The organism is Gryllotalpicola ginsengisoli DSM 22003, assembly GCF_000419445.1.
GTDB classification, from domain to species: domain Bacteria; phylum Actinomycetota; class Actinomycetes; order Actinomycetales; family Microbacteriaceae; genus Gryllotalpicola; species Gryllotalpicola ginsengisoli.
In genome coordinates this window covers 839,213-861,698 of the sequence record NZ_AULK01000001.1, presented here as the reverse complement: position 1 = coordinate 861,698, position 22,486 = coordinate 839,213, and the positions used below count along the sequence as shown (strand labels likewise).

At 69.8% G+C, this 22,486-nt stretch carries 21 protein-coding genes and 2 riboswitches; of the genes, 11 read left to right on the top strand and 10 right to left on the bottom strand.

Features of this window, described 5'->3' with window-relative positions:
• Nucleotides 1-78 precede the first annotated feature (78 nt).
• The 3 genes from fbaA to H563_RS0104185 form a co-directional block, all read right to left on the bottom strand.
• Nucleotides 79-1,101: a class II fructose-bisphosphate aldolase gene (gene fbaA, locus H563_RS0104195; protein WP_022881356.1), complete on the bottom strand. Its 1,023-nt coding sequence runs from the start codon at nt 1,099-1,101 to the stop codon at nt 79-81.
• Nucleotides 1,102-1,141: 40 nt separating this feature from the next.
• Nucleotides 1,142-2,350, bottom strand: a complete 1,209-nt coding sequence (gene rmuC, locus H563_RS0104190; RefSeq protein ID WP_022881355.1) for a DNA recombination protein RmuC — start codon at nt 2,348-2,350, stop codon at nt 1,142-1,144.
• An 81-nt stretch (nt 2,351-2,431) separates the two neighbouring features.
• A complete protein-coding gene (locus tag H563_RS0104185) occupies nt 2,432-3,016 on the bottom strand; it encodes an exonuclease domain-containing protein (protein ID WP_022881354.1) in 585 nt (194 codons plus the stop codon).
• A gap of 152 nt (nt 3,017-3,168) precedes the next feature.
• On the opposite strand from H563_RS0104185, the gene ychF reads away from it, so the two are divergent.
• Nucleotides 3,169-4,245, top strand: coding sequence for a redox-regulated ATPase YchF (gene ychF, locus H563_RS0104180; RefSeq protein ID WP_022881353.1), 1,077 nt, complete (start codon nt 3,169-3,171; stop codon nt 4,243-4,245).
• A gap of 53 nt (nt 4,246-4,298) precedes the next feature.
• Nucleotides 4,299-4,646, top strand: a complete 348-nt coding sequence (locus tag H563_RS14890; protein WP_155864990.1) for a hypothetical protein — start codon at nt 4,299-4,301, stop codon at nt 4,644-4,646.
• Nucleotides 4,647-4,733: 87 nt separating this feature from the next.
• On the opposite strand, the gene H563_RS14885 is transcribed toward H563_RS14890, so the two are convergent.
• The gene (locus tag H563_RS14885; RefSeq protein ID WP_022881351.1) at nt 4,734-5,072 is read right to left on the bottom strand and encodes a hypothetical protein; all 339 of its coding nucleotides are present in this window, start codon (nt 5,070-5,072) and stop codon (nt 4,734-4,736) included.
• Nucleotides 5,073-5,240: 168 nt separating this feature from the next.
• Between H563_RS14885 and H563_RS0104165 the strand changes: the two genes are divergently transcribed.
• The 3 genes from H563_RS0104165 (at nt 5,241) to H563_RS0104155 (ending at nt 7,277) form a co-directional block, all read left to right on the top strand.
• A complete protein-coding gene (locus H563_RS0104165) occupies nt 5,241-5,540 on the top strand; it encodes a DUF1905 domain-containing protein (protein WP_022881350.1) in 300 nt (99 codons plus the stop codon).
• A 101-nt stretch (nt 5,541-5,641) separates the two neighbouring features.
• Entirely contained in the window at nt 5,642-6,307 is a 666-nt protein-coding gene (locus H563_RS0104160; RefSeq protein ID WP_022881349.1) for a CHAD domain-containing protein, read from the top strand.
• Nucleotides 6,308-6,404: 97 nt separating this feature from the next.
• Nucleotides 6,405-7,277, top strand: a complete 873-nt coding sequence (locus H563_RS0104155) for a DUF929 family protein (RefSeq protein ID WP_022881348.1) — start codon at nt 6,405-6,407, stop codon at nt 7,275-7,277.
• Between the two features lie 2 nt (nt 7,278-7,279).
• On the opposite strand, the gene H563_RS0104150 is transcribed toward H563_RS0104155, so the two are convergent.
• On the bottom strand, nt 7,280-8,128 hold the full coding sequence (locus H563_RS0104150) for a class I SAM-dependent methyltransferase (protein WP_022881347.1): 849 nt from the start codon (nt 8,126-8,128) through the stop codon (nt 7,280-7,282).
• 57 nt (nt 8,129-8,185) lie between these two features.
• Here H563_RS0104150 and H563_RS0104145 point away from each other — a divergent pair, with 57 nt between their 5' ends.
• Together H563_RS0104145 and H563_RS0104140 are read left to right on the top strand one after the other, a co-directional pair.
• The gene (locus H563_RS0104145; RefSeq protein ID WP_022881346.1) at nt 8,186-8,929 is read left to right on the top strand and encodes a class I SAM-dependent methyltransferase; all 744 of its coding nucleotides are present in this window, start codon (nt 8,186-8,188) and stop codon (nt 8,927-8,929) included.
• Nucleotides 8,930-8,989: 60 nt separating this feature from the next.
• Nucleotides 8,990-9,586, top strand: a complete 597-nt coding sequence (locus H563_RS0104140) for a DinB family protein (RefSeq protein WP_022881345.1) — start codon at nt 8,990-8,992, stop codon at nt 9,584-9,586.
• A gap of 54 nt (nt 9,587-9,640) precedes the next feature.
• Here H563_RS0104140 and H563_RS0104135 read toward each other — a convergent pair whose 3' ends face one another.
• The 4 genes from H563_RS0104135 to H563_RS0104120 all read right to left on the bottom strand — a co-directional run bounded on the left by H563_RS0104135 (nt 9,641) and on the right by H563_RS0104120 (nt 14,847).
• Nucleotides 9,641-10,753 carry a substrate-binding domain-containing protein gene (locus tag H563_RS0104135; RefSeq protein WP_022881344.1) on the bottom strand — a complete coding sequence of 371 codons (1,113 nt, stop codon included), beginning with the start codon at nt 10,751-10,753 and terminating at the stop codon, nt 9,641-9,643.
• A 79-nt stretch (nt 10,754-10,832) separates the two neighbouring features.
• On the bottom strand, nt 10,833-12,119 hold the full coding sequence (gene mmsB, locus H563_RS0104130; protein WP_022881343.1) for a multiple monosaccharide ABC transporter permease: 1,287 nt from the start codon (nt 12,117-12,119) through the stop codon (nt 10,833-10,835).
• Entirely contained in the window at nt 12,120-13,637 is a 1,518-nt protein-coding gene (gene mmsA / locus H563_RS0104125) for a multiple monosaccharide ABC transporter ATP-binding protein (RefSeq protein WP_033209278.1), read from the bottom strand.
• A gap of 196 nt (nt 13,638-13,833) precedes the next feature.
• Nucleotides 13,834-14,847 (bottom strand): LacI family DNA-binding transcriptional regulator, encoded by a 1,014-nt coding sequence (locus H563_RS0104120; RefSeq protein ID WP_022881341.1) that lies wholly within the window; start codon nt 14,845-14,847, stop codon nt 13,834-13,836.
• A 140-nt stretch (nt 14,848-14,987) separates the two neighbouring features.
• Nucleotides 14,988-15,082: riboswitch (glycine riboswitch) on the top strand.
• Nucleotides 15,083-15,175: riboswitch (glycine riboswitch) on the top strand.
• Nucleotides 15,176-15,203: 28 nt separating this feature from the next.
• On the opposite strand from H563_RS0104120, the gene gcvT reads away from it, so the two are divergent.
• From gcvT to gcvP, 3 genes are read left to right on the top strand one after another with little or no spacing between them, the layout of a single operon-like run.
• Nucleotides 15,204-16,349, top strand: coding sequence for a glycine cleavage system aminomethyltransferase GcvT (gene gcvT, locus H563_RS0104115; RefSeq protein WP_022881340.1), 1,146 nt, complete (start codon nt 15,204-15,206; stop codon nt 16,347-16,349).
• Nucleotides 16,349-16,717, top strand: coding sequence for a glycine cleavage system protein GcvH (gene gcvH / locus H563_RS0104110; RefSeq protein WP_022881339.1), 369 nt, complete (start codon nt 16,349-16,351; stop codon nt 16,715-16,717). The genes gcvT and gcvH overlap by 1 nt, the downstream gene beginning before the upstream one ends.
• Nucleotides 16,718-16,721: 4 nt before the next feature.
• Nucleotides 16,722-19,646, top strand: a complete 2,925-nt coding sequence (gcvP, locus tag H563_RS0104105; RefSeq protein ID WP_022881338.1) for an aminomethyl-transferring glycine dehydrogenase — start codon at nt 16,722-16,724, stop codon at nt 19,644-19,646.
• 23 nt (nt 19,647-19,669) lie between these two features.
• Here gcvP and H563_RS0104100 read toward each other — a convergent pair whose 3' ends face one another.
• On the bottom strand, nt 19,670-20,416 hold the full coding sequence (locus H563_RS0104100) for a CPBP family intramembrane glutamic endopeptidase (protein ID WP_245556811.1): 747 nt from the start codon (nt 20,414-20,416) through the stop codon (nt 19,670-19,672).
• A 170-nt stretch (nt 20,417-20,586) separates the two neighbouring features.
• On the opposite strand from H563_RS0104100, the gene H563_RS0104095 reads away from it, so the two are divergent.
• Nucleotides 20,587-22,356: an ABC transporter family substrate-binding protein gene (locus H563_RS0104095; RefSeq protein ID WP_022881336.1), complete on the top strand. Its 1,770-nt coding sequence runs from the start codon at nt 20,587-20,589 to the stop codon at nt 22,354-22,356.
• Nucleotides 22,357-22,486: the final 130 nt, after the last annotated feature.

Here is a 22,486-nt window from a genome sequence, read left to right as displayed (position 1 = left end):
CCTCCCGCCGGTCGACTCGTCGCCGCGCCGGTCGACTCGCCGAAGGCGAATGGAGACCAAGCGGCCCCGACCGGGCCCTTACGCCGCCTTGCCCGCCGAGCCGAGCTGCTGCGTGGCCTCGATGACGCGCTTCGCCATGGCCGACTCGGCGACCTTGCCCCAGGAGCGCGGGTCGTAGCGCTTCTTGTCGCCGACCTCGCCGTCGATCTTCAGCACGCCGTCGTAGTTGGCGAACATGTACCCGGCGATCGAGCGGGTGAAGGCGTACTGCGTGTCGGTGTCGATGTTCATCTTCACGACGCCGTTGGAGACGGCCTCGGCGATCTCCTCCGCGCTGGAGCCCGAGCCGCCGTGGAAGACCAGGTCGAGCGGCTTGGGGCCGTGGCCGTACTTGGCGGCCAGCTCGACCTGGATGTTGCCCAGGATCTCGGGGCGCAGCTTGACGTTGCCCGGCTTGTACACGCCGTGCACGTTGCCGAAGGTGAGGGCGGCCATGTAGCGGCCGTTCTCGCCCCAGCCGAGCGTGTCGACGAGCTTGGATGCGTCCTCGAAGGTCGTGTAGAGCTTCTCGTTGATCTCGCCCTGCACGCCGTCCTCCTCGCCCCCGACGACGCCGACCTCGACCTCGAGGATCGCGCCGATGTTCTTGGTGCGCTGGATGACGTCGGCCGCGATGGCCATGTTCTCGGCCAGCGGCACCGCCGAGCCGTCCCACATGTGCGACTGGAAGATCGGCTCGCCGCCGGCCTTCACCTGCTCTTCGCTTGCCTGGAGGATCGGGAAGAGGAAGTCGTCGAGCGCGGGCTTCGGGCAGTGGTCGGTGTGCAGCGCGACGGTGATCGGGTACGACTTCGCGACCTCGGTGGCGAAGCGTGCCATGGCGATCGCGCCCGTCGCGCGGGCCTTCACGGTGTGGCCGGCGAAGTAGTCGGCGCCGCCCGTGGTGACCTGGATGATGCCGTTCGACCCCGCCTCGGTGAGGCCCTGCAGCACGGCGTTGATGGTCTGTGAGGACGAGACGTTGAAGGCGGGGTACGCGAACCCCTCCCGCTTGGCCTTGTCGAGCATCTCGGCGTACTGATCAGGGGTGGCGATGGGCATCCGCGTCTCCTTCGAACCGTAGTGGACTGCGTTTTTCAGCCTAGGGCGATTCGGTCAGTTCGAGGGCGGTCAGGGGGCGCGGAACTTCGTCGATTCTTTCCGGTTCGGGAAGGTCGGCGAGCTTCGCCGGGTCGATGCCCGGGAACTGGCGGGCGGTGACGAGCACGCGGGTCTCGAGCGCCCCGGCGAAGCGGTTGTACGAGTCGACGGTGCGCTCGATCGCCTTGCGCAGCGCATCGGCGTGGCCGGCGAGCGTGCCGATGCGCGAGTAGAGCGTGTTGCCGAGGTCGAAGAGCTTGCGGGCCTCATCGGTGACGGCCTGCTGCTGCCAGGTGACCGCGACCGTCTTGAGCACCGCCCACAGGTTCACCGGGGAGGCGAGGGCGACGCGCCGGCCGAAGGCGTAGTCGAGCAGCGCCGGGTCGGCCTCGAGGGCGGTGGAGAGCAGCGACTCGCTCGGCACGAACGCGATCACGAACTCGGGGCTCGCCTCCAGGCCCTCCCAATAGGCCTTCTTCGCCAGGGCGTCGATGTGCGAGCGCAGCGCCTTGACGTGCTGGCCGAGCAGCGCCGCGCGTCGCGCCGCATTCTCGCCGCCGGCCGTCTCGGGGATCGCGCTCGCCTCGAGATAGCTCTCCAGCGGCACCTTCGCGTCGACCGCCAACTGCTTCCCGCCGGGGAGACGGATGACCATGTCGGGCCGCAGCGTGCCGGCATCCGTCGTGATCGTCGCCTGCTCGGCGAAATCGACGTGCTCGATGAGGCCCGCCGCCTCGACGACCCGGCGCAGCTGCGTCTCGCCCCACACGCCGCGCGTCGAGTTGGAGCGCAGCGCCCCCGCCAGCGACTCGGTCGTGGCGCGCAGCTGCTCGTCGCTCGCGCGGGCGAGGCGCAGCTGCTCGGCGATCGACCCGTACTGCTGGGCGCGCTCGCGCTCGAGCTCGCCGACCTTCTGCTGCATCGCGGCGAGCGACTCGCGCACCGGGGCGAGCGCCTGCAGCACCTGGTTCTGCTGCCGCTCCCGCGCCTCGCGGGCGGCCTGGTCGGCGCGCAACTGCTCGGCCGCCTCGCGCTGGGCGGCGAGCTGCTCGCGCAGCGCCGACACGGTCGCCTCGGCGGCCGCGAGGTCTTCGCGCAGACGGATGCCGCCGGCGTCGGCCTCACGCCGCCGCATCAGCGCCAGCACCGCCAGCGCGCCGATGACGAGGCCCGCGGCGAGGCCGACGAGCAGGGCGATGGTCGGGTTCATGCCCTCAGTCTGCGGGCGACCGCCGACATCGGTCGTGAGGCGGGCTGGGCGGGCCCACGGTCCGGTTCCGCGGGCCGAGGGTCAGGCGGCGGCCCGCACCGCGCCGAGCTTGCCCACCTTGATGGCGCAGGCGCGGGCCAGCCCGATGATGTCGTCGACCCCGTGGCGCCGGGCGGCGTGCACCATGATCGCCGCGCAGGCCTCGGCGTCGGCGGCGGCGTTGTGGTGCTCGAAGTCCTCGAAGCCGGCGGCCATCGCGGCGCTCGGCAAGCGGTAGGAATCGAGGTGGTAGGTCTTGCGGGCGACCTGCAGGCTGCACACGTAATCGGCGACCGGCACCTCGAGCCCGGTGGCGGTGCACGCGCCGCGGATCACGCCCATGTCGAAGCCGGCGTTGTGCGCCACGAACGCGTCGCCGTCGGCGAAGGCGACCAGGTCGGGCAGCTGCTCGGCCCAGGTCGCGGCGCCGTACACGTCGGCGGCGCGGATGCCGTGGATGCGGATGTTCCACTCGAGGAACTCGTCGTGCCCGGCCGGTGGCCGGATCAGCCAGTAGGCCCGGTCGACCACCTTGCCGCCGCGCACCTTGACGAGGCCGACGCTGCAGGCGGATGCGCTGGAGGAGTTCGCGGTCTCGAAGTCGATGGCGGTGAAGTCCAGGGGCACGCGGTCATGTTCGCACGGGCACCTGACGGCGCCGTGACCGGGTGCGGCGTTTCCGTTCCGCAGGGCCTGACTTCCGCTGGTCGAGTAGGCGCGCAGCGCCGTATCGAGACCTCGGCCGGCTGCCCGGCATCCGCCCCGTAAACTCGTCACACGTGGCTCTCACTATCGGAATCGTCGGTCTTCCCAACGTCGGCAAATCGACCCTCTTCAATGCGCTGACCAAGAACGACGTGCTCGCGGCGAACTACCCGTTCGCGACGATCGAGCCGAACGTGGGCGTCGTGAACCTGCCCGACCCGCGCCTCGACAAGCTGGCCGAGCTGTTCCATAGCGAGCGGGTCGTGCCGGCGACCGTGTCGTTCGTCGACATCGCCGGCATCGTCAAGGGAGCCAGCGAGGGCGAGGGGCTCGGCAACCAGTTCCTCGCCAACATCCGCGAGGCCGACGCGATCGCGCAGGTCGTGCGCGGCTTCACCGACAGCGACGTGGTGCACGTCGCCGGCGAGGTCGACCCGCGCGGAGACCTCGACACGATCAACACCGAGCTGATCCTCGCCGACCTGCAGACCCTCGAGAAGGCCCAGCCGCGCCTGGAGAAGGAGGTGCGCGGCAAGAAGACGGATGCCTCGGTGCTCGCCGCCGTCAACGACGCGATCGCCGCCCTGTCGGAGGGCAAGGTGCTCTCGCACGTGCCCGGCCTCGATCTGGCTGCGCTGCGCGAGTTCGGGCTGCTGACCGCCAAGCCGGTCATCTACGTCTTCAACGTCGACGAGTCGGTGTTGACGGATGCCTCGCGCACGGCCGAACTCGAAGCGCTGGTCGCACCCGCCAAGGCGGTCTTCCTCGACGCGAAGATCGAGTCGGAGCTGATCGACCTCCCCGCCGACGAGGCGCTCGAGCTGCTGCAGTCCACCGGCCAGGAGGAGTCGGGCCTCGACCAGCTCGCCCGTGTCGGCTTCGACACCCTGGGGCTGCAGACCTATCTGACGGCCGGCCCGAAGGAGGCCCGCGCCTGGACGATCCACAAGGGCTGGAAGGCGCCACAGGCCGCCGGCGTGATCCACACCGACTTCGAGAAGGGCTTCATCAAGGCCGAGGTGATCTCGTTCGACGACCTGGTCTCGCTCGGCTCGGTCGCGGAGGCGCGCGCCCACGGCAAGGCCCGCCTCGAGGGTAAGGACTACGTCATGCAGGACGGCGACGTGGTCGAGTTCCGGTTCAACGTCTAGGGCTGGGCTGTAGATCGCATCAGGGGCTCACGTCTTGCGCAAGAACCTGCGCCGTGGGGCGCTTCGTCCGCCGTCACTCATACATCCGCGATGATGCAGCAATGGGATGGTTCGCAGTTCGTAGCGTCATCAAGTTCGACGATGTCTTCGAGGAGCGGATCGTCCTATTCTCGGCGCCCGGATTCGACTCCGCGTTGAAGCGCGCGGAAACCGAGGCACACGAGTATGCCGCCGAGGTCGGCTCCGGCGTCGTTCTCGACCTTCACCAGGCGTATGCGCTTTTCCAGGAGCGCATCGGGGACGGCACGGAGGTGTTCTCACTCATGCGTACGAGCGACCTTGATCCCCAGAGATACCTTTCGACCTACTTCGATACGGGTGACGAGCTCCAGCAGCACTGATACCGGGTCTCCGGAGATCGCTTCGCGAATCCTGCTCCGCCTGGCCTGCACCGCAGTGATCCTGCGTGCTGGTGCCTGACCGCCTCATCAGACGTCCCGCACGTACGCGAACGCCGCCTCGGCGAGCTCGACCGGGTCGAGCGCGGACTCGGGAGAGAGCACGAACCACTCCTTGAGCGGCCGGCTGCGCGTCGGGTCGAAGCGCACGCCCTCGCCGGCCCCGACGAGCTCGGCGACCGTCTCCCGCGGCAGCTTGAAGGTGAGCCCGCCGAACTTGGGCACCAGGGCGAAGATCTTGCCGTCGACCCGCAGCGAGTTGGCACCGAACGACCGCTTCGCCGGGTCGGGCGGGGTGACGCCGGGGCGCGTCGCGAAGAGGGCGACGAGCAGCGCGAGCTGCTCCTCGGCCGCGGCGTCCGTGCTCACCCGATCAGTGTGCTGCCGCCGGGGCGCCGCCGCCAGGGCGCAGACGTCACGATCGGGCACAACGGATGCACGGAAACCGTGCCCGATCGTTCCGTTTGTGCCCGCGCCGCCAGCCCACGGCCCCGCCCGCCTCGCCGCCGCCCGCGCCCCGGGCTAGGGTCACTCCCCATGGAACTGCGCTTCAGCGGCGAGATCATCTACTGGCGCGGGCCGGCGCCGTTCCTCTTCGTGCGCATCCCCGAGGCGGAGAGCGACGACATCGCCGCCGTCGCGCCGATGGTGACCTACGGCTGGGGTGCGATCCCGGTGAACGCGCGCATCGGCGGCACCGACTTCTACACGGCGCTGTTCCCCAAAGACGGCGCGTACCTGCTGCCCGTCAAGGTCGCCGTGCAGCGCGCCGAGGGCGTCGACGTCGGCGACGTGGTCGACGTCGAGCTGTCGGTCGGCGGCGCATCCCGGCGCTGACGCGGGCACCCGTTTGACGAAGGCCCTCGGCGGAGGCAGGCGCGCCTCCGTCCCGACCAACGCCGCTGCCGGCACCACCCCGACCCGGGTACGTTCCCCACATGGCCACCCGCAGCGACGTCGCCACCTGGATCGACGGCGTCATTGAAACCCTGCTCGCCCTCGAGGAACCCGTGCGCCGCGACGAACCCGACGCGGTGCACAAGGCGCGCACCGCCACCCGCCGCCTGCGCGTCGTGCTGCCGCTCGTGCCGGGCGAGGCATCCGCGCGGGCGCAGAAGCAGCTGCGGCGCTACGGGCACCGGCTCGGCGCGGCCCGCGACCTCGAGGTGCGCGCCGCGCTGGCCGAGCGGATGCTTCGCGAACTCGGCCGCACCCGCGGCAAGGCCGATGCCCGCCGCAGACTCGTCGACGAGGTGCGGCGCGAGTACGCGGCAGCGCACGGGCGCGTCGTCGGGTTCCTCGACGGGCCGGGCTACGGCAAGCTGCGGCGTGCGCTCGAGGAGGTGCGGGAGCCCGCGGCATCCGTCGACGAACTCGCCGTGCTACACGCCGCACGCAAGGCCGCGCGCGCCCTGCGCTACCTCGCCGAGGCCTACGGCGACCTGGAGAAGGCGGCGGCGGGCGAGGCCGTGCAGGATGCCCTCGGCGAGCACCGCGACAGCGAGCTGTTCGCCCGCGACCTCGACGGCGCCGACGACCCGGTCTCGGCGGAACTGTGCCGTCGGGCCCGCCGGCGCGCGAACGAGCTGGTCTCGAAGCAGTAGCCGGCCCGGCGGCCGCGCCGTCGGGGGCTCGGGCCGCGCCGCGCGAGTCGAGAGGCGACGCGACTCGCAATACCGCGCGATTGGGAATACTGGGGGAGTGGCCCAAGCCCTCTCCCGCGCCTCCCGCCGGCGCCGCACCGTGCTCCAGATCGTCGTCGGCGTCATCGTGCTCGCCGTCGCCGCGGCCCTCGTGCTCTCGCTGAGCCAGAGGTCCGGCACCACCGGCAGCGCGTCCGGCGCGACCCCGACCGCCACGGCCACCGCCACCGGCACTCCCGCGGCGGCCGCCGTCGCCCGCGACGTCGCCGACGTGCCGGCATCCGTCTTCGACCAGGTCGGGGTGGGAACCGCGCAGGCCGCCCCGACGCCGCTCAGCGACGCACCCGCGCTCACCTCCGACGGCAAGCCCGAGGTGCTCTACGTCGGCGGCGAGTTCTGCCCCTACTGCGCCGCCGAGCGCTGGGGCCTCGCGGTCGCCCTCGAGCGCTTCGGCGACCTGCACGACCTCGGCACGACCACTTCCTCGTCCAGCGACACGGATCCGAACACGGCGACGCTGGACTTCCACGGGGCGAGCTTCACGAGCGACTACCTCTCGTTCACCGGCAAGGAGACCGTCGATCGCGACCGCAACCCGCTCGACTCGCTCACCGGCGCCGAGCAGAAGATCGTCGACACCTACGACGCGCCGCCGTACACCGACCAGAAGGGCACCATCCCCTTCGTCGACATCGGCGGCGTCTACCTGCTGCACGGCGCGCAGTACGACCCGTCGCTGCTGCAGGGCAAGACGCACGCGCAGATCGCCGCCGCGCTCGACGACCCCGACTCGGCGATCGCCAAGGCGGTGATCGGCACCGCCAACACGCTGACGGTCGCGATCTGTGCGGCCACCGGCGACACGCCCGCCGCGGTGTGCGGCTCGTCGGGCGTGAAGGCGGCCGCGGCGGCGATGAAGGCGGCCGAGTAGCCTCAGCCGCGCGCCGCGATCGAGAAGGTTAGCGGCACCCGGTCCCGCCCCTCCGGCAGCACCCAGCGGCCGTCGGGCACGCCGTGCGAGTCGGTGAGCTCCACCATCCACGGCAGATACCGCCACGGCAGCGTGTCCTGCTCGCCGAACCCCTCGATCGCGAGGCCCGCGCCGAGCAGCGCGCCGACGATCTCCGAGAGCGGATGCGGCCACTGGTACGTCGTCGTATTGCGCAGTCGCGCGTCGCCGATGTAGCTGAAGTCCTCGTCGAAGCGCTGCGCGCCGCCCGTGCCGAAGTAGGGGTACCGCACGACGAGCAGCTCGTCGTCGCGCTGGTCGTCGAGCGCCGTCAGCATCGGATGCGCGTCGCGCACGTAGAACAACCCGCCCGGTTTCAACAGAGATCGAATGCTGCGCGCCCACGCCGCGAGATCCGGCAGCCACACGAGCGCCCCGATGCTCGTGTAGACCACGTCGAACCGCTCGCCCACCGCGTCGCCGGCCTCGTCGACCGTGCTGTGCACGAATGCCGCGTCGAGCCCGGCCCTCCCGGCGAGCTCGCGCGCCGCGGCGATGGCCGCGCCGGAGAAGTCCACGCCGGTCACCCGCGCGCCGAGCCGCGCCCAGCTCAGCGTGTCGGTGCCGATGTGGCACTGCAGGTGCAGGAGGGACAGCCCGGCGATCGAGCCGGCGGGCAGGTGCGGGGCCATCAGCGCGAGATCGTCGCGCACCACGGTCGACAGCCGTGTGGGGTCGGCGGCGAAGCCGTCGGCGTCGTAGGCCACCAGGTGCCCCGCCACCCGTTCGTCCCAGTTGAGCCGGTTGACCTCGACGTGTTCGCCGTGCGACATGCTGCGAGCGTATCCGCGCTCTGGCGTGACAGCGCCGACTTCCGTTAACGTCGATCCGTGCCTGACGACCTGGACAGTGACCATAGGGCCCGACTCGCCGCCGTCTACGACCCGCTCGACCCCGACCGGTCCGATCTCGAGGTCTACGCCGACATCGTCGCCGAGTTCCGCGCGCGCCGCGTGCTCGACGTGGGGTGCGGAACCGGCACCTTCGCCCTGATGCTGGCCGGGCGGGGCATCCGCGTCGTCGCGGTGGACCCGGACGAGGCATCCGTCGACCTCGCCCGCCACAAGCCCGGCGCCGACGCCGTCGAGTGGATCGTCGGCGACGCGACCACGCTGCCGGCGCTGTCGGTCGAACTCGCCACCATGACGGCGAACGTGGCGCAGGTGTTCCTCGACGACGCCGAGTGGGAGGCGACGCTGCGGGGGATCCGCGAGGCGCTCGTGCCGGGCGGCGTGCTCGTCTTCGAGTCGCGTCGGCCGGAGCGGCGCGCGTGGGAGGAGTGGACGCCCGAGCGCACCCGGGTGAGCGCCGAGGTCGAGGGCTACGGGCACGTGGAGGCGTGGAACGAGGTGCTCGAGGTCGCCGGGCCGCTCGTGACCTTCCGCTCGACGAACGCGTTCGACGACGGCACCACGCTCGTGGTCGAGGAGACGCTGCGCTGGCGCACTCGGGAGGAGCTCGAGGCGTCGCTCGCCGCCGCCGGCTTCGAGGTGCTCGAGGTGCGAGACGCGCCGGACCGGCCGGGCCGCGAATACGTGTTCATCGCCCGCGCGGTCGAGGGCGCCGAGGACTGAGCGGCGCTCGGAGCGCCCCGGCGCTCGCCGCGGGCCGCGGCGGGCACTAGCGTTCCGCCCATGGACGACGACGAGAAGGCGATGCTGCTGCACTACCTGCAGCGGCACCGCGACGCGATGGTGTGGAAGCTCGACGGGCTCACCGAGCGCGAGGCGCGCTGGCCGGCCACCCCGACCGGCACGAACCTGCTCGGCCTGGTCAAGCACCTCGCCCACGTCGAGTACGGATACTTCGGCCAGGTCTTCGACCGACCCGTCGACGACCCCCTGTTCCGCGATCTCGACGAGGCCGAGGTCAACGCCGACATGTGGGCGACGGCCGACGAGTCGAGGGATGACATCGTCGGCTTCTACCGCCGCGCCTGGGCGAACACGGATGCCGCGGTCGCGGCCCTCTCGCTCGACGCCGCCGGCTTCGTGCCGTGGTGGGGGCCGGAGCGCGGGCACGCGACGCTGCGCCGGGTCCTCGTGCACGTCGTCCAAGAGACCGCCCGCCACGCCGGTCACGCCGACATCGTGCGCGAGGGCCTCGACGGGCAGGCGGGCTTGTCGCCGGCGGTCTCCAACCTGCCGGAGCAGGACGCGGCGTGGTGGGCGGACTACGTGAGCCGGCTGAAAGTCGTCGCCGAGCAGGCGGGGCCGGGCCGCACGGAGTGAGGCCCCGAGCGCGAGGGCGCTCGGGGCCTCAGCACGGCGGCCGCAGCTGCCGGGCTACTCGCCGGCCTTGGCCAGCTTCTCCAGCGTGGCGTTGTTCTTGTACGCCTCGACGGCGTTCTCCTTGGTCACGAGCACGGGGGTGAGCTCGATGGCCGGCACGTTGAAGACGCCGTTGTTGTTGTTCTTGTCGTCGACGGTCTTGGGCTTCTCACCCTTGCTCAGGGTCGACACCAGGTCGATGGCGGCCTGCGCCTCCTTCTGGGTGTCCTTGTAGATCGTCGAGTACTGGGTGCCGTTCATGATCAGCGGGATCGAGTCGGTCTCCGAGTCCTGACCGGTCACGACCGGGTTGGGCAGGCCGGCCGACTTGGTGGCCTGCAGGATGGCGCGGGCCAGGGTGTCGTTCGGCGACAGCACGCCGTCGAGCTTGGTGCCCTTCGCGTAGTTGGCGGTGATCAGGTCGGTCATGCGCTTCTGCGCGTTCTGCGCCAGCCAGCCCTGGGTGACCGCCTTCTGGAACGTGGTCTGACCGGAGACGACCTTGAGGGTGCCGTCGTCGATCTTCGGCTGCAGCACGCTCATCGCGCCGTCGAAGAACACCTTGGCGTTGGCGTCGTCCGGGGAGCCGGCGAACACCTCGATGTTGTAGGGCCCGTCGCCCTTCTCTTTCTTGAGGCCGTCGAGCAGGGCCTGGCCCTGCAGCTCGCCGACGTGGAAGTTGTTGAAGGCGACGTAGTAGTCGACGTTCTTGGTGTTCAGGATGTTGCGGTCCCAGGCGATGACGACGGCGCCCGCCTTCTTCGCCGCGGCCACCTGCGTGCCCAGCTGCGATCCATCGGCTGCGCCGATGATGATGGCCTTCGCGCCCTTCGTGATCATGCTGTTGATCTCGGACTGCTGGCTGGGCACGGGGCTGGTGGCGTCCGCGTACTGGATGATCGACTTGAAGCCGGCCTTCGCGATCGACTTCTTGAAGTCGTCACCGGCGAGCACCCAGTTCTGCGAAGTCTTGGCGGGGAGGGCCACGCCGATCAGCGAGCCCTTCGGGATGGACGAGCCGGAACCGGAGTCCGAACCGGCGTCGGTGCGGCCGGTCGAGCAGCCGGTCAGGGCCAGCGCGGCCGCGGCCGCGACCGCGGCGACGCCGAGCATGTACTTCTTGCGCATGTAATTGCCTTTTCTCTCTTCATCGAGCCGGCGGGCGCCTATGGGCGGCCGCCGTTTTCTCCTGCCGCAGGTCGTGCGATTACGGCAGGGAGACCTTGGTCTGGTCGTCGATCGACTGCGGCTGCACGGCTTCGGCCGGCTCGCCCTCGCGACGACGGAACTGGTTGAACATGTTTCCGATCAGCGACGGACGGCCCTGAGTCTTCGAGTAGACGTCGAACGCGACCGCCAGCAGCAGCACCAGACCGCGGATGATCTGCTGCAGGTTCGATTCCACGTTGATCAGCTGCAGGCCGTTGGCCAGCAGCGCCATCACGAGGGCGCCGACGATCGAGCCGGCGACGGTGCCGATGCCGCCCGACACGGCGGCCCCGCCGACGAAGACGGCCGCGATGGCGTCGAGTTCCCAGCCGGTTCCGTCGGCCGGGCCGGAGGCGCCGGCGTAGCCGACGTAGACCATGCCGGCGACGGCGGCGAGCAGCGACATGTTCGCCATCACGAAGAAGTTGACCTTGCGGATGTTCACGCCCGACAGCGCCGCCGCGTTGGCGTTGCCGCCGACGGCGTACACCTGGCGGCCGAAGACGGTGTTCCGGGTGATGAAGCCGTACAGGATGGTCAGGATTCCGGTGATGATGGCGACGATCGGGAAGCTCGTTCCGGCCGAGCCGGCGGCGAACAGGTAGGTGCCGATCAGGGTGACGAGCACCAGGATGCCGGTGCGCACCACGCTCACCCACAGCGGGGGCAGCTCGGCGCGCATCTTGCGCCGGCGGGCGCGGCCGCGGGCCTCGACCCAGATCAGTGCGGCGATGGTGACGAGGCCCAGGATCAGGGTGCCGTTGCTGAACCCGGTGTTGGGGCCGAAGTCGGGGATGAACCCGCCGCCGATCTGCTGGTAGTCGTCGGGCACGGCGACCGAGGTCGAGTTGCCGATGAGCTGGTTGGCGCCGCGGAAGATGAGCTGCCCGGCGAGCGTCACGATGAACGCCGGAACGCGCACGAACGCGACCCAGAAGCCCTGCCACGCGCCGACCAGGGCGCCGATCACGAGGCCGAGCAGCACGGCCTGCCACCAGTCCCAGTGCCATTCGCTCATCGCCTGGGCGACGATGATGCCCACGAATGCGGCCACCGAACCGACCGAGAGGTCGATGTGCCCGGCGATGATCACCATCACCATCCCGAGCGCGAGGATCAGGATGTAGCAGTACTGCTGGAACACGTTGATGACGTTCGTGGGATTGAGCGTCAGGCCGTGCGTCAGCCCCTCGAAGATCGCGATGATCAGGATCAGCGCGATGATCATGCCGTACTGGCCCGGGTTGCCGCCGCGCGAGCCGAACAGTTGACGGAGGTGTTTCATTTAGATCAGTGCATCCTTCTTGACGCTGGTCATGCTGCGCATGAGGGTCTCGGGGTCCGCCTCCGCCGCGGGAAGCTCGTTGGTGATGGCGCCTTCGAAGATCGTGTAGATCCGGTCGGAGAGGCCGAGGAGTTCGGGAAGCTCGGAGGAGATCAGGATCACGCCCTTGCCCTGGTCGGCGAGCTGCTGGATGATCCGGTAGATCTCGAACTTGGCGCCGACGTCGATGCCGCGGGTGGGCTCGTCGAGGATCAGCAGGTCGGGGTCGGTGAACATCCACTTCGACAGCACGACCTTCTGCTGGTTGCCGCCGGAGAGCTTCGAGACGCCCTCCTCGACCGTCGGCACCTTGGTGCGCAGCCGCTTGCGGAACTCCTCGGCGACGTCGTACTCCTTCAGCGCGTCGACCACGCCGCCGCGCGAGATGCGCTTCAGGTCGGCGGAGACGGTGGAGCGCTTGACGGTGTCGAGCAGGTTCAGGCCGAGCGACTTGCGGTCCTCGCTGACGTAGCCGATGCCGTTCTCGATCGCCTGGCGCACGCTGTTCACCTTGATCTCGCGGCCGTCCTTGAAGATCTGTCCGGAGAGGTAGGTGCCGTAGGAGCGGCCGAAGATGCTCATCGCGAGCTCGGTGCGGCCGGCGCCCATCAGCCCGGCGAATCCGACGATCTCGCCGCGGCGCACGGTGAAGCTCTCGTTCTTGCACACCAGGCGAGACGGGTCGAGCGGATGCTGCACCGTCCAGTTCCTCACCTCGAAGAACACCTCGCCGATGTGGGGCGTGCGGTCGGGGAAGCGGCTCTCGAGGGAGCGGCCGACCATTCCGCGGATGATGCGGTCCTCGTCCACGCCGGTGTGCACGTCGAGCGTCTCGATGGTGCGCCCGTCGCGGAGGATCGTGATGTTGTCGGCCACCTGCTCGATCTCGTTCAGCTTGTGGCTGATGATGATCGAGGTCACGCCCTTCGTCTTCAGATCGACGATGAGGTTGAGCAGGTGCTGCGAGTCGGTCTCGTTGAGCGCCGCGGTGGGCTCGTCGAGGATGAGCAGCTTGACGTTCTTGTGCAGCGCCTTCGCGATCTCCACGAGCTGCTGCTTACCCACGCCGATGTTCTTGATCTGCGTGTCGGGGTCGTCGTCGAGGCCGACACGCTGCAGCAGCTCGCGGGCGCGCAGCTGCGCCTCCGTCCAGTCGATGACGCCGCGGCGCCCGATCTCGCTGCCGAGGAACAGGTTCTCGGTGATCGACAGCTCGGGGATCAGCGCGAGCTCCTGGTGGATGATGACGATGCCCGCCTCTTCGGACTGTTTGACGCCGTTGAAGCGCATGATCTCGCCCTGATAGACGATGTCGCCGCTGTAGGTTCCGTACGGGTAGACCCCGGACAGCACTTTCATGAGCGTCGACTTGCCTGCGCCGTTCTCACCGCAGATGGCGTGGATCTCGCCTTCCGCGACGGAGATGCTCACGTCGGACAGCGCCTTGACGCCCGGGAACTCCTTGGTGATGGAGCGCATCTCCAAGATGGTGGGTGTGGTCACCGTTGCTCTCACTCCTCGTCGTGCACGACCGCGACGGCGGGAGGCGGGTGAGGACTCCGTCGTCACGGTGGGGGTTCCGATGTGAACGATCACACGCAGAACGGTGGAGATATTACGCCGGAATCGGCGCGGCATGTCAATTCCGCATCCCCGGCGCGTCCAGACCGGTCGGTCACCGCCGCCTCGGCGCCGCGGTCGAGGCGCGGACGACGAGCTGCGGCTCGACGTCCCCGGGCGAGGCGTCGGTGCCGTCGACGAGCATGCGCACGCAGCGGCGGCCCAGCTCGTCGAAGTCCTGGCGCACCGTGGTCAGCGGGGGCCAGTAGTGCCGCGCCGACGGCACGTCGTCGAAGCCGACGACGCTGATGTCGCCGGGCACGTCGAGGCCGAGCTCATGGGCCGCGTGCATGACGCCGAACGCCATCTCGTCGTTGGAGCAGAAGAACGCGGTGCAGTCGCGCACGACCATCAGCTCGCGGCCGGCGTAGTACCCGAAGTCGCTCGTCCAGTCGCCCCGGATCGGCGGCAGCGTCGGCAGGTCGCGGTCAGACAGCTCGAGCAGGTAGCCCTGCATGCGCGCATCCGCTTCGATCCAGTCCTGCGGGCCCGCCAGGTGGCGGATGTACTCGTGGCCCTGCTCGGCGAGGTGCGCGACGGCGGCGCGCGCGCCGGCCATCTGGTCGACCCACAGCGCCCGCGGGTCGCCGTCGAGGCCGGAACGCAGCGTGACCGTGGGCGGCAGATCGGACATCGCCGCCAGGGTGTCGAACACCCGCTGCTGAGGCGCGATCACGATCAGGCCCTCGACGTCCTGGTCGATGAGGCGATCGATCGCGGCCGAGATCGTCTCCGTGTCGACCTCGGTGATGTGCGCCGTGCTGACGTACAGCCCCTCGGCCATGGCGGCCGACTCGATGGCCTGGATCGTGAGCGCCGGGCCGTAGGTGGCGCGAACGGATGCGAGAACGCCGATCATCCGCGAACGGCTGGTCTTCAGCGCCCTCGCGGCCCGGTTCGGCCGGTAGTGCAGCTGCTCCATGGCCGCGAGCACGCGTTCCCGCGTCTCGTCACGCAGCGCGGGGGAGTTGTTCACCACCCGCGACACGGTCTGGTAGGAGACTCCGGCGAGCTGTGCGACGTCGCGCATGTTGGGGGCGCGCACGCGCTGCGGCTCCGTGGCTGCCATCGCCCACCCCTCATCGGCTCGGTGCGGGATGTGGTCGTTCACATCCGCACGCCATTATGCACGCTCGCGGATGGCGGGCTTCGGCCCGAGGTTTTCGCTACGATGATCGCGGCAAGACCAGCAACCGAATATCGGGCCTATCGGTCGCCGCGGGAGAGCTCCTCGAACCAGGAGGGGCACCGAAGGAGCAAGTCCTCCCCGTCAATCTCTCAGGTACGCGTACCGCGGCGAACGGGCCACTCTGGAAAGTGGATTCGCTTCGCGGATCCCGCCGATGGTGAAAGCACTGCGGTGCGAATCTCTCAGGCCCAGCTACAGAGGGGGAGTTCCTTCCATTCTTCGGAAAAGAGAACTCTGTGTCTGATCGACTGTCCCCGCTGCACGAGGTGCACGCCGCAGCGGGTGCCGTGTTCACCGACTTCGCCGGCTGGCAGATGCCGGTGCGCTATTCCAGCGACCTCGCCGAGCACAAGGCGGTGCGCGAGGCGGCCGGCATCTTCGACCTCTCGCACATGGGCGAGATCCTGGTGGTCGGCCCCGGAGCGGCGGCCGCCCTCGACTACGCGGTCTCCGGCCGGATCTCGGCGCTCCAGCCCGGCCAGGCGAAGTACACGCTGCTGCTGAACGACGCCGGCGGCGTGCTCGACGACCTGATCGTGTACCGCACGGGGGAGGACCGCTTCCTCGTCGTGGCCAACGCGGCGAATGCCGGCACCGTGGCCGGCGAGCTGCGCGGGCGGGCCGACCGCTTCGACGCGCAGGTGCACGACGAGAGCGACGACGTCGCCCTCATCGCCGTGCAGGGGCCGCGGGCGCTCGAGGTCCTGCTGAACACGGAAGGGTTCGCGCTCGACGGCGGGCACCCCGACGGCGAGGACGTCGCCGACGCGCTCAGCTCGCTGCGCTACTACCGCGCGCTCGCCGGCAACTTCAACGGCAGCGCCGTGCTGTTCGCCCGCACCGGCTACACCGGCGAGGACGGCTTCGAGATCTTCGTCTCGCCCGATGCGGCGCGCGCGCTGTGGGGGGCCCTCGTCGAGGCCGGCGCCCCCTTCCACCTGGTGCCGGCCGGGCTCGCCGCCCGCGACACGCTGCGGCTCGAGGCGGGCATGCCCCTCTACGGCCACGAGCTCGACGCCGAGACGCTGCCCGTGCAGGCCGGCCTCGGCCGGGTCGTCGACCTGGGCAAGCCGGGCGACTTCGTGGGGCGCGCCGCGATCGAGAAGGGGCCGGCGCCCGAGGCATCCGTGCTCGTCGGCCTGCGCGGCGAGGGCAAGCGCGCCGCCCGCGCCGACTACCCGGTGCGCGACGAATCCGGCGCGACCATCGGCCGGGTCACCTCGGGCGCGCTCTCGCCCACCCTCGGCTTCCCCATCGCGATGGCGTACGTCGCTCCGAGCCACGCCGCCGAGGGAACCGTCGTCGCCGTCGATATCCGCGGCACGGCGCATCCGTACCTCGTCACCCCCCTTCCCTTCTACAAGCGAAAGAAGACCAGCTGATGGCCGCTCCGCAGAACCTCAAGTACACCGCCGACCACGAGTGGGTTCGGGTCGACGGCGACGTCGCGACCGTCGGCATCACCGACTACGCGCAGAGCGCCCTCGGCGACGTCGTCTTCGTCGAACTGCCCGACCTCGGCGAGGTGACCGCATCGAGCGTCATCGGCGAGATCGAGTCGACCAAGTCGGTGGGCGAGCTGTTCGCGCCGGTCACGGGCGAGATCATCGAGGTCAACGACGCGGTCGTGGCGAACCCCGAGCTCGTCAACTCCGACCCGTACGGCGACGGATGGCTCGTGCGGGTGCGCGTCGCCGAGCTGCCCGAGCTGCTCGACGCCGAGGCCTACGAGAAGCTCACGGGCGAGTAGCCGCATGACGATCGCCGACGCCGTCCGCACCGCACTTCCGTCCGCCCGCGAGCTGTTCGCCGACCGCCACATCGGCGCCGACGGCGACGAGCAGCGCACCATGCTCGAGGCCGTCGGGTACCCGAGCCTCGAGGCGCTCGTGCGCGCCGCCGTGCCCGAGTCGATCCAGCTCGACGAGCGCGCCGCCGCGCCGGGCTCGATCCCCCAGGCCGCCACCGAGCGCGAGGTGCTCGCCGAGCTGCGCCGCATCGCCTCGGCGAACACGGTGAACCGCTCCTTCCTCGGCCTCGGCTACTACGGCACGGTCACCCCGGCGGTGATCCAGCGCAACGTGCTCGAGAACCCGAGCTGGTACACCGCCTACACCCCCTATCAGCCGGAGATCTCGCAGGGCCGGTTGGAGGCGCTGATCAACTTCCAGCAGCTGGTCTGCGATCTCACCGGACTCGACATCGCGAACGCGTCCATGCTCGACGAGGGCACCGCGGTGGTCGAGGGCATGCTGCTCGCCCGCCGCGCGTCCAAATCGAAGTCGAACCGCTTCGTCGTCGATGCCGACGCATTCCCGCAGACCCTCGCGCTGCTCGAGGGCCGGGCGGCCGCGCTCGGCATCGACCTCGACGTGCTGCCGCTGGCCGAGACCGACCCCGCCGCGCTCGGCGACTGCTTCGGGGTGTTCGTGCAGTACCCCGGCGCGTCGGGGCGGCTGTGGGATCCGGCATCCGTCGTCGCCGCCGCGCACGAGCAGGGCGCGCTCGCCGTCGTCGCCGCCGACCTGCTCGCCCTCGCGCTGGTGAAGGCGCCGGGCGAGTACGGCGCCGACATCGCGGTCGGCACCTCGCAGCGCTTCGGCGTGCCGATGGGCTTCGGCGGCCCGCACGCCGGCTACATGGCGGTGCGCACCGGGCTCGAGCGACAGCTGCCGGGCCGCCTCGTGGGCGTGAGTCAGGACGCCGCAGGCAAACCCGCCTACCGGCTCACCCTGCAGACCCGCGAGCAGCACATCCGCCGCGAGAAGGCGACCTCCAACATCTGCACCGCGCAGGTGCTGCTGGCCGTGATGGCCTCCATGTACGCCGTCTACCACGGCCCGCGCGGCATCCGAGCCATCGCCCAGAAGGTGCACCTGACCGCCGCCCTCGCCGCCGAGCGCCTCCGCGGGGCCGGCCTCGAGGTCGTGCACGAGCACTTCTTCGACACGCTCGCGGTGCGCGTGCCCGGCCGGGCCGACGAACTGGTCGCCGCTGCGCACGAGGCCGGCGTGCTGATCCGGCGATCGGATGCCGACACCGTCGGCCTCTCCTTCGACGAGGTCTCCGCCTCCGACGCGGAGGCCGTGGGCGCGGCGCTCGCCGTGTTCGGGGTGTCCGACGCGGCCGTGCCGCTGACGGCGGCCGCACCCGGCGAGGGCGACGACGCGATCCCGCAGCCGCTCGTGCGGGAATCCGATTACCTCACCCACCCGGTGTTCAACTCGTATCACTCCGAGACGGCGATGATGCGGTACCTCAAGCTGCTCGCCGACCGCGACTACGCGCTCGACCGCGGCATGATCCCGCTCGGGTCGTGCACGATGAAGCTCAACGCGGCGACCGAGATGGCCGCGGTGACGTGGCCCGAGTTCGCCGAGCTGCACCCCTTCGCGCCCGCGTCCGATGTCGCGGGATACCTCGCCCTGATCGGGCAGCTCGAGACGTGGCTCGCCGAGCTGACCGGCTACGACACGGTGTCGCTGCAGCCGAACGCGGGCAGCCAGGGCGAGCTCGCGGGGCTGCTGGCCATCCGCGGGTACCATCGCTCGCGCGGCGACGACCGGCGCACGGTGTGCCTGATCCCGCAGTCGGCGCACGGCACCAACGCGGCATCCGCGGTGCTCGCGGGCCTGCGCGTCGTCGTCGTCGCGACCGACGAGAACGGCAACGTCGACCTCGCCGACCTGCGTGCCAAGGTCGAGCAGCACCGGGACGAGCTGGCCGCCCTGATGATCACCTACCCGTCCACGCACGGCGTGTACGAGCACGACGTGGTCGCGATCACGGATGCCGTGCACGAGGCCGGCGGGCAGGTGTACGTCGACGGAGCGAATCTCAACGCACTGCTCGGTTACGCCGAGTTCGGCCGCTTCGGCGGTGACGTCTCGCACCTGAACCTGCACAAGACGTTCTGCATCCCGCACGGCGGCGGCGGGCCGGGCGTCGGGCCGGTGGCGGCGAAGGCGCACCTCGCGCCGTTCCTGCCCGGGCATCCGATGGCGCAGTCGAACGAGCACGTGGGCCTCGCACACGGCGGCGCGCCGGTGTCGGCGGCGCCGTTCGGCTCGCCGAGCATCCTGCCGATCTCGTGGGCGTACGTGCGCCTGATGGGCGCAGACGGACTGGCGCGGGCGACCGGGTCGGCGGTGCTCGCGGCCAACTACGTCGCCGAGCGACTGCGCGGTCACTACCCGGTGCTGTACGCCGGGGAGAACGGGCTCGTGGCGCACGAGTGCATCCTCGATCTGCGGCCCTTGACGGGCGAGACGGGGGTCACGGTCGACGACGTGGCCAAGCGGCTGATCGACTACGGCTTCCACGCGCCGACGATGTCGTTCCCCGTGGCGGGCACGCTGATGGTCGAGCCCACCGAATCGGAGGACCTGGGCGAGCTCGACCGGTTCTGCGATGCGATGATCGCGATCGAGCGGGAGGCCCGGCGGGTGTTCGACGGCGAGTGGCCCGCCGACGACAATCCGCTGCGCGGGGCGCCGCACACCGCCGAGTCGGTCATCGCGGGGGAGTGGACCCACCCCTACTCCCGCGAGTCGGCCGTGTACCCGGCGGGGCAGGCGCAGGTGCGGGCGAAGTACTGGCCGCCCGTGCGCCGGATCGACCAGGCGTGGGGCGACCGCAACCTGTTCTGCGCGTGCCCGCCCCCGGAGGCGTTCGCGTAAGCGAACGCCTCCGGGGCGCGCCCCTACGTGAACACCCCCGGCCACAGCGCCACGGCCAGCGGGTAGCCGACGAAGGAGACCACGTCGAGCAGGGTGTGCGCCACGACGAGCGGCGCCGTGCGGCCCCACCGCGCGTACGTCCAGCCGAAGACGACGCCCATCACCGCGTTGCCGAAGAACGGGCCGATGCCCTGATAGAGGTGGTACGAGCCGCGCAGCACGGCCGACGCGACGATGGTCGCCCAGGTGCCCCAGCGCAGCTGCCGCAACCGGGTGAAGAGGTATCCGACGACGATGACCTCTTCCTGCAGCGCCGCCCGCACGGCCGACAGCACGAGGATCGGCACGGTCCACCAGTGCGTGTCGAGCGGCGCGGCCTGCACGTCGACGGTGATGCCGACCACCCGCCCGAGCGCATAGAAGGCGAGCCCGGGCACACCGATGCAGGCGGCGAGCAGCGCGCCCGCCCCCAGGTCGCGGCCGGGCCGCCGCCAGGTGAGCCCGATGCGTTCGAATCCGGACCGCCGCGGCTGCCACAGCAGGTACAGCGCGAGCGCGACGGGGAAGAGGTCGAAGAACACCCCGAGCAGCTGGTAGGTGAAGTCGAGCCACTCCACCGGCGACTGCGAGGCGTTGAGCGCGGTGGACTGCTCGGCGAGCGGCTTGCCCGAGCTCAGCAGATAGACGAGATCGACGAGGGCGTAGACGGCGGATGCTCCGAGCGAGAGCCCGAGCACGATGCCGGTCTCCCACCACAAACGCCGTCTCACCTGAGAATTCCTCGCTCCAAAGGGGCGTCTGTGTGCCGCGTTACGCACATGTAACGGTTTGTTCGCTGGTTTGGAGGGGCGGCAAGGGGTTGCATATCTTGCTTTCTATCAAGAGCGCCGCAGGGCCCCCAGGGCTTTGCTGTGTCTGCCGCATTCCTACAGGAGGAACATTGAAGATCAAGCGAATCGGGGTGGCGGCTGCAGCATTGGCGGCGACCGCCGCCCTGGCGCTGACGGGCTGCTCCAACAGCGGTTCGGGCGGTGACGACAACTCCGAGGTCAAGAAGGACGTCTCGATCACGGTCGCCCAGAACCAGCCGTTCGTCTCGTACAACTCAGGGTCCGCCAACGGCAACTCGACGTACAACTCCAACATCACCTACATGACGACGTCGAGCTTCAACTACTACAACAACAAGTCGCAGCTGGTGAAGAACACCAAGTTCGGCACCTACAAGGTCGAGTCGCAGGACCCGCTGACCATCAAGTACACGGTGAACAAGGGTGTCAAGTGGAGCGACGGCGACCAGGTGGGTGCCGCCGACCTGCTGCTCGACTGGGCGGTCGGCCAGAGCAAGTACAACAACGAGAAGGGCGTCAACTTCTCCTCCGCGACCGCGGGTCTGCTCGACCTCGTCTCGGAGGTTCCGACCGTCGGCGATGACGGCCGCTCCGTGACGATCAAGTACGACAAGCCGTACGTCGACTGGGAGACCAACTTCGGCGTCGGCCCCGTGGCCGCGCACGCGGCCTACGAGCAGGCGTTCCCCGGCACCAAGCCGGCCGACGCCGACAAGGCCGTCATCAAGGCGATCCAGGACAACGACACCGCGACGCTCACCAAGCTCGCCAAGTCGTGGTCGACCGCGTTCGACTTCCCCGGCGACCTGCCGAGCGACAAGAGCCTGTACCTCTCCGACGGCCCCTTCATCATCCAGAGCCTGAAGAAGGACCAGTACGTCACTCTGGTCAAGAACAAGGACTACAACTGGGGCCCGAAGCCGAAGGCGAGCAAGATCACGGTGCGGTTCATCACCGACCCGACCGCTCAGGTGCAGGCGCTCCAGAACGGTGAGATCGACATCACCTACAGCCAGGCCGACCAGGACACCGTCGCGGCTCTGAAGAAGCTGTCGGGCGTCACCACCTCGGTGAACTCGGCGTCGACCTACGAGCACATCGACCTGACGATGGACAACAAGGGGCCGTTCGACCCCGCGACCTACGGCGGTGACGCCGCCAAGGCGCTCGCGGCGCGCAAGGCGTTCCTGATGACGATCCCGCGCCAGCAGATCATCGACAACCTGATCAAGCCGATCCAGTCGGACGCCAAGCTCGATGACTCGCTCACCTACCTGCCCGGCTTCGACGGCTACGACGAGTCGGTCGCGCAGAACGGCATGAAGGCCTACGACAAGGTCGACATCGCGGGCGCCAAGGCCGAGCTGGCCAAGGCCGGCGTCTCGGGCTTCAAGGTGCGCTTCCTGTACGCCAAGAGCAACCCGCGCCGTGCGGCAGAGTTCGCGCTGATCAAGGCGTCGGCGGCCAAGGCCGGCATCACCGTGGTCGACGACGGCAACGACGACTGGAGCGAGATTCTCGGCAACGGCTCGTACGACGCCTCGCTGTTCGCCTGGTCGTTCAGCTCGACCGCGGTCACCGGCGGCGAGCAGCTCTTCGAGAGCACCGGCGGCGGCAACTACAGCGGCTACAAGAGCGCGACCGTCGACAAGCTGTACAGCGAGCTGGACGGCACATTCGACAAGTCGAAGCAGCAGGAGATCCTGCAGCAGATCGACAAGCAGCTCGTCTCCGACGGCTTCGGCACGACGCTGTTCCAGTTCCCCGACGTCACCGCGTGGAACAACAACGTCAAGGGCGTGAAGTACGCGCCGCTGACGCCGAACGTGTTCTGGAACTTCTGGGATTGGACCAAGTAGGGCTGACGTACCCTAATTGAGACGCCCGGTTCCGTCAGAACCGATCAGGGGGTGCCGGGGCGAGGACATCGCCCCGGCACCCCCGAATGTCAGCCGTCGCACAACCACCGGACACGATCCTGCAGTGCGT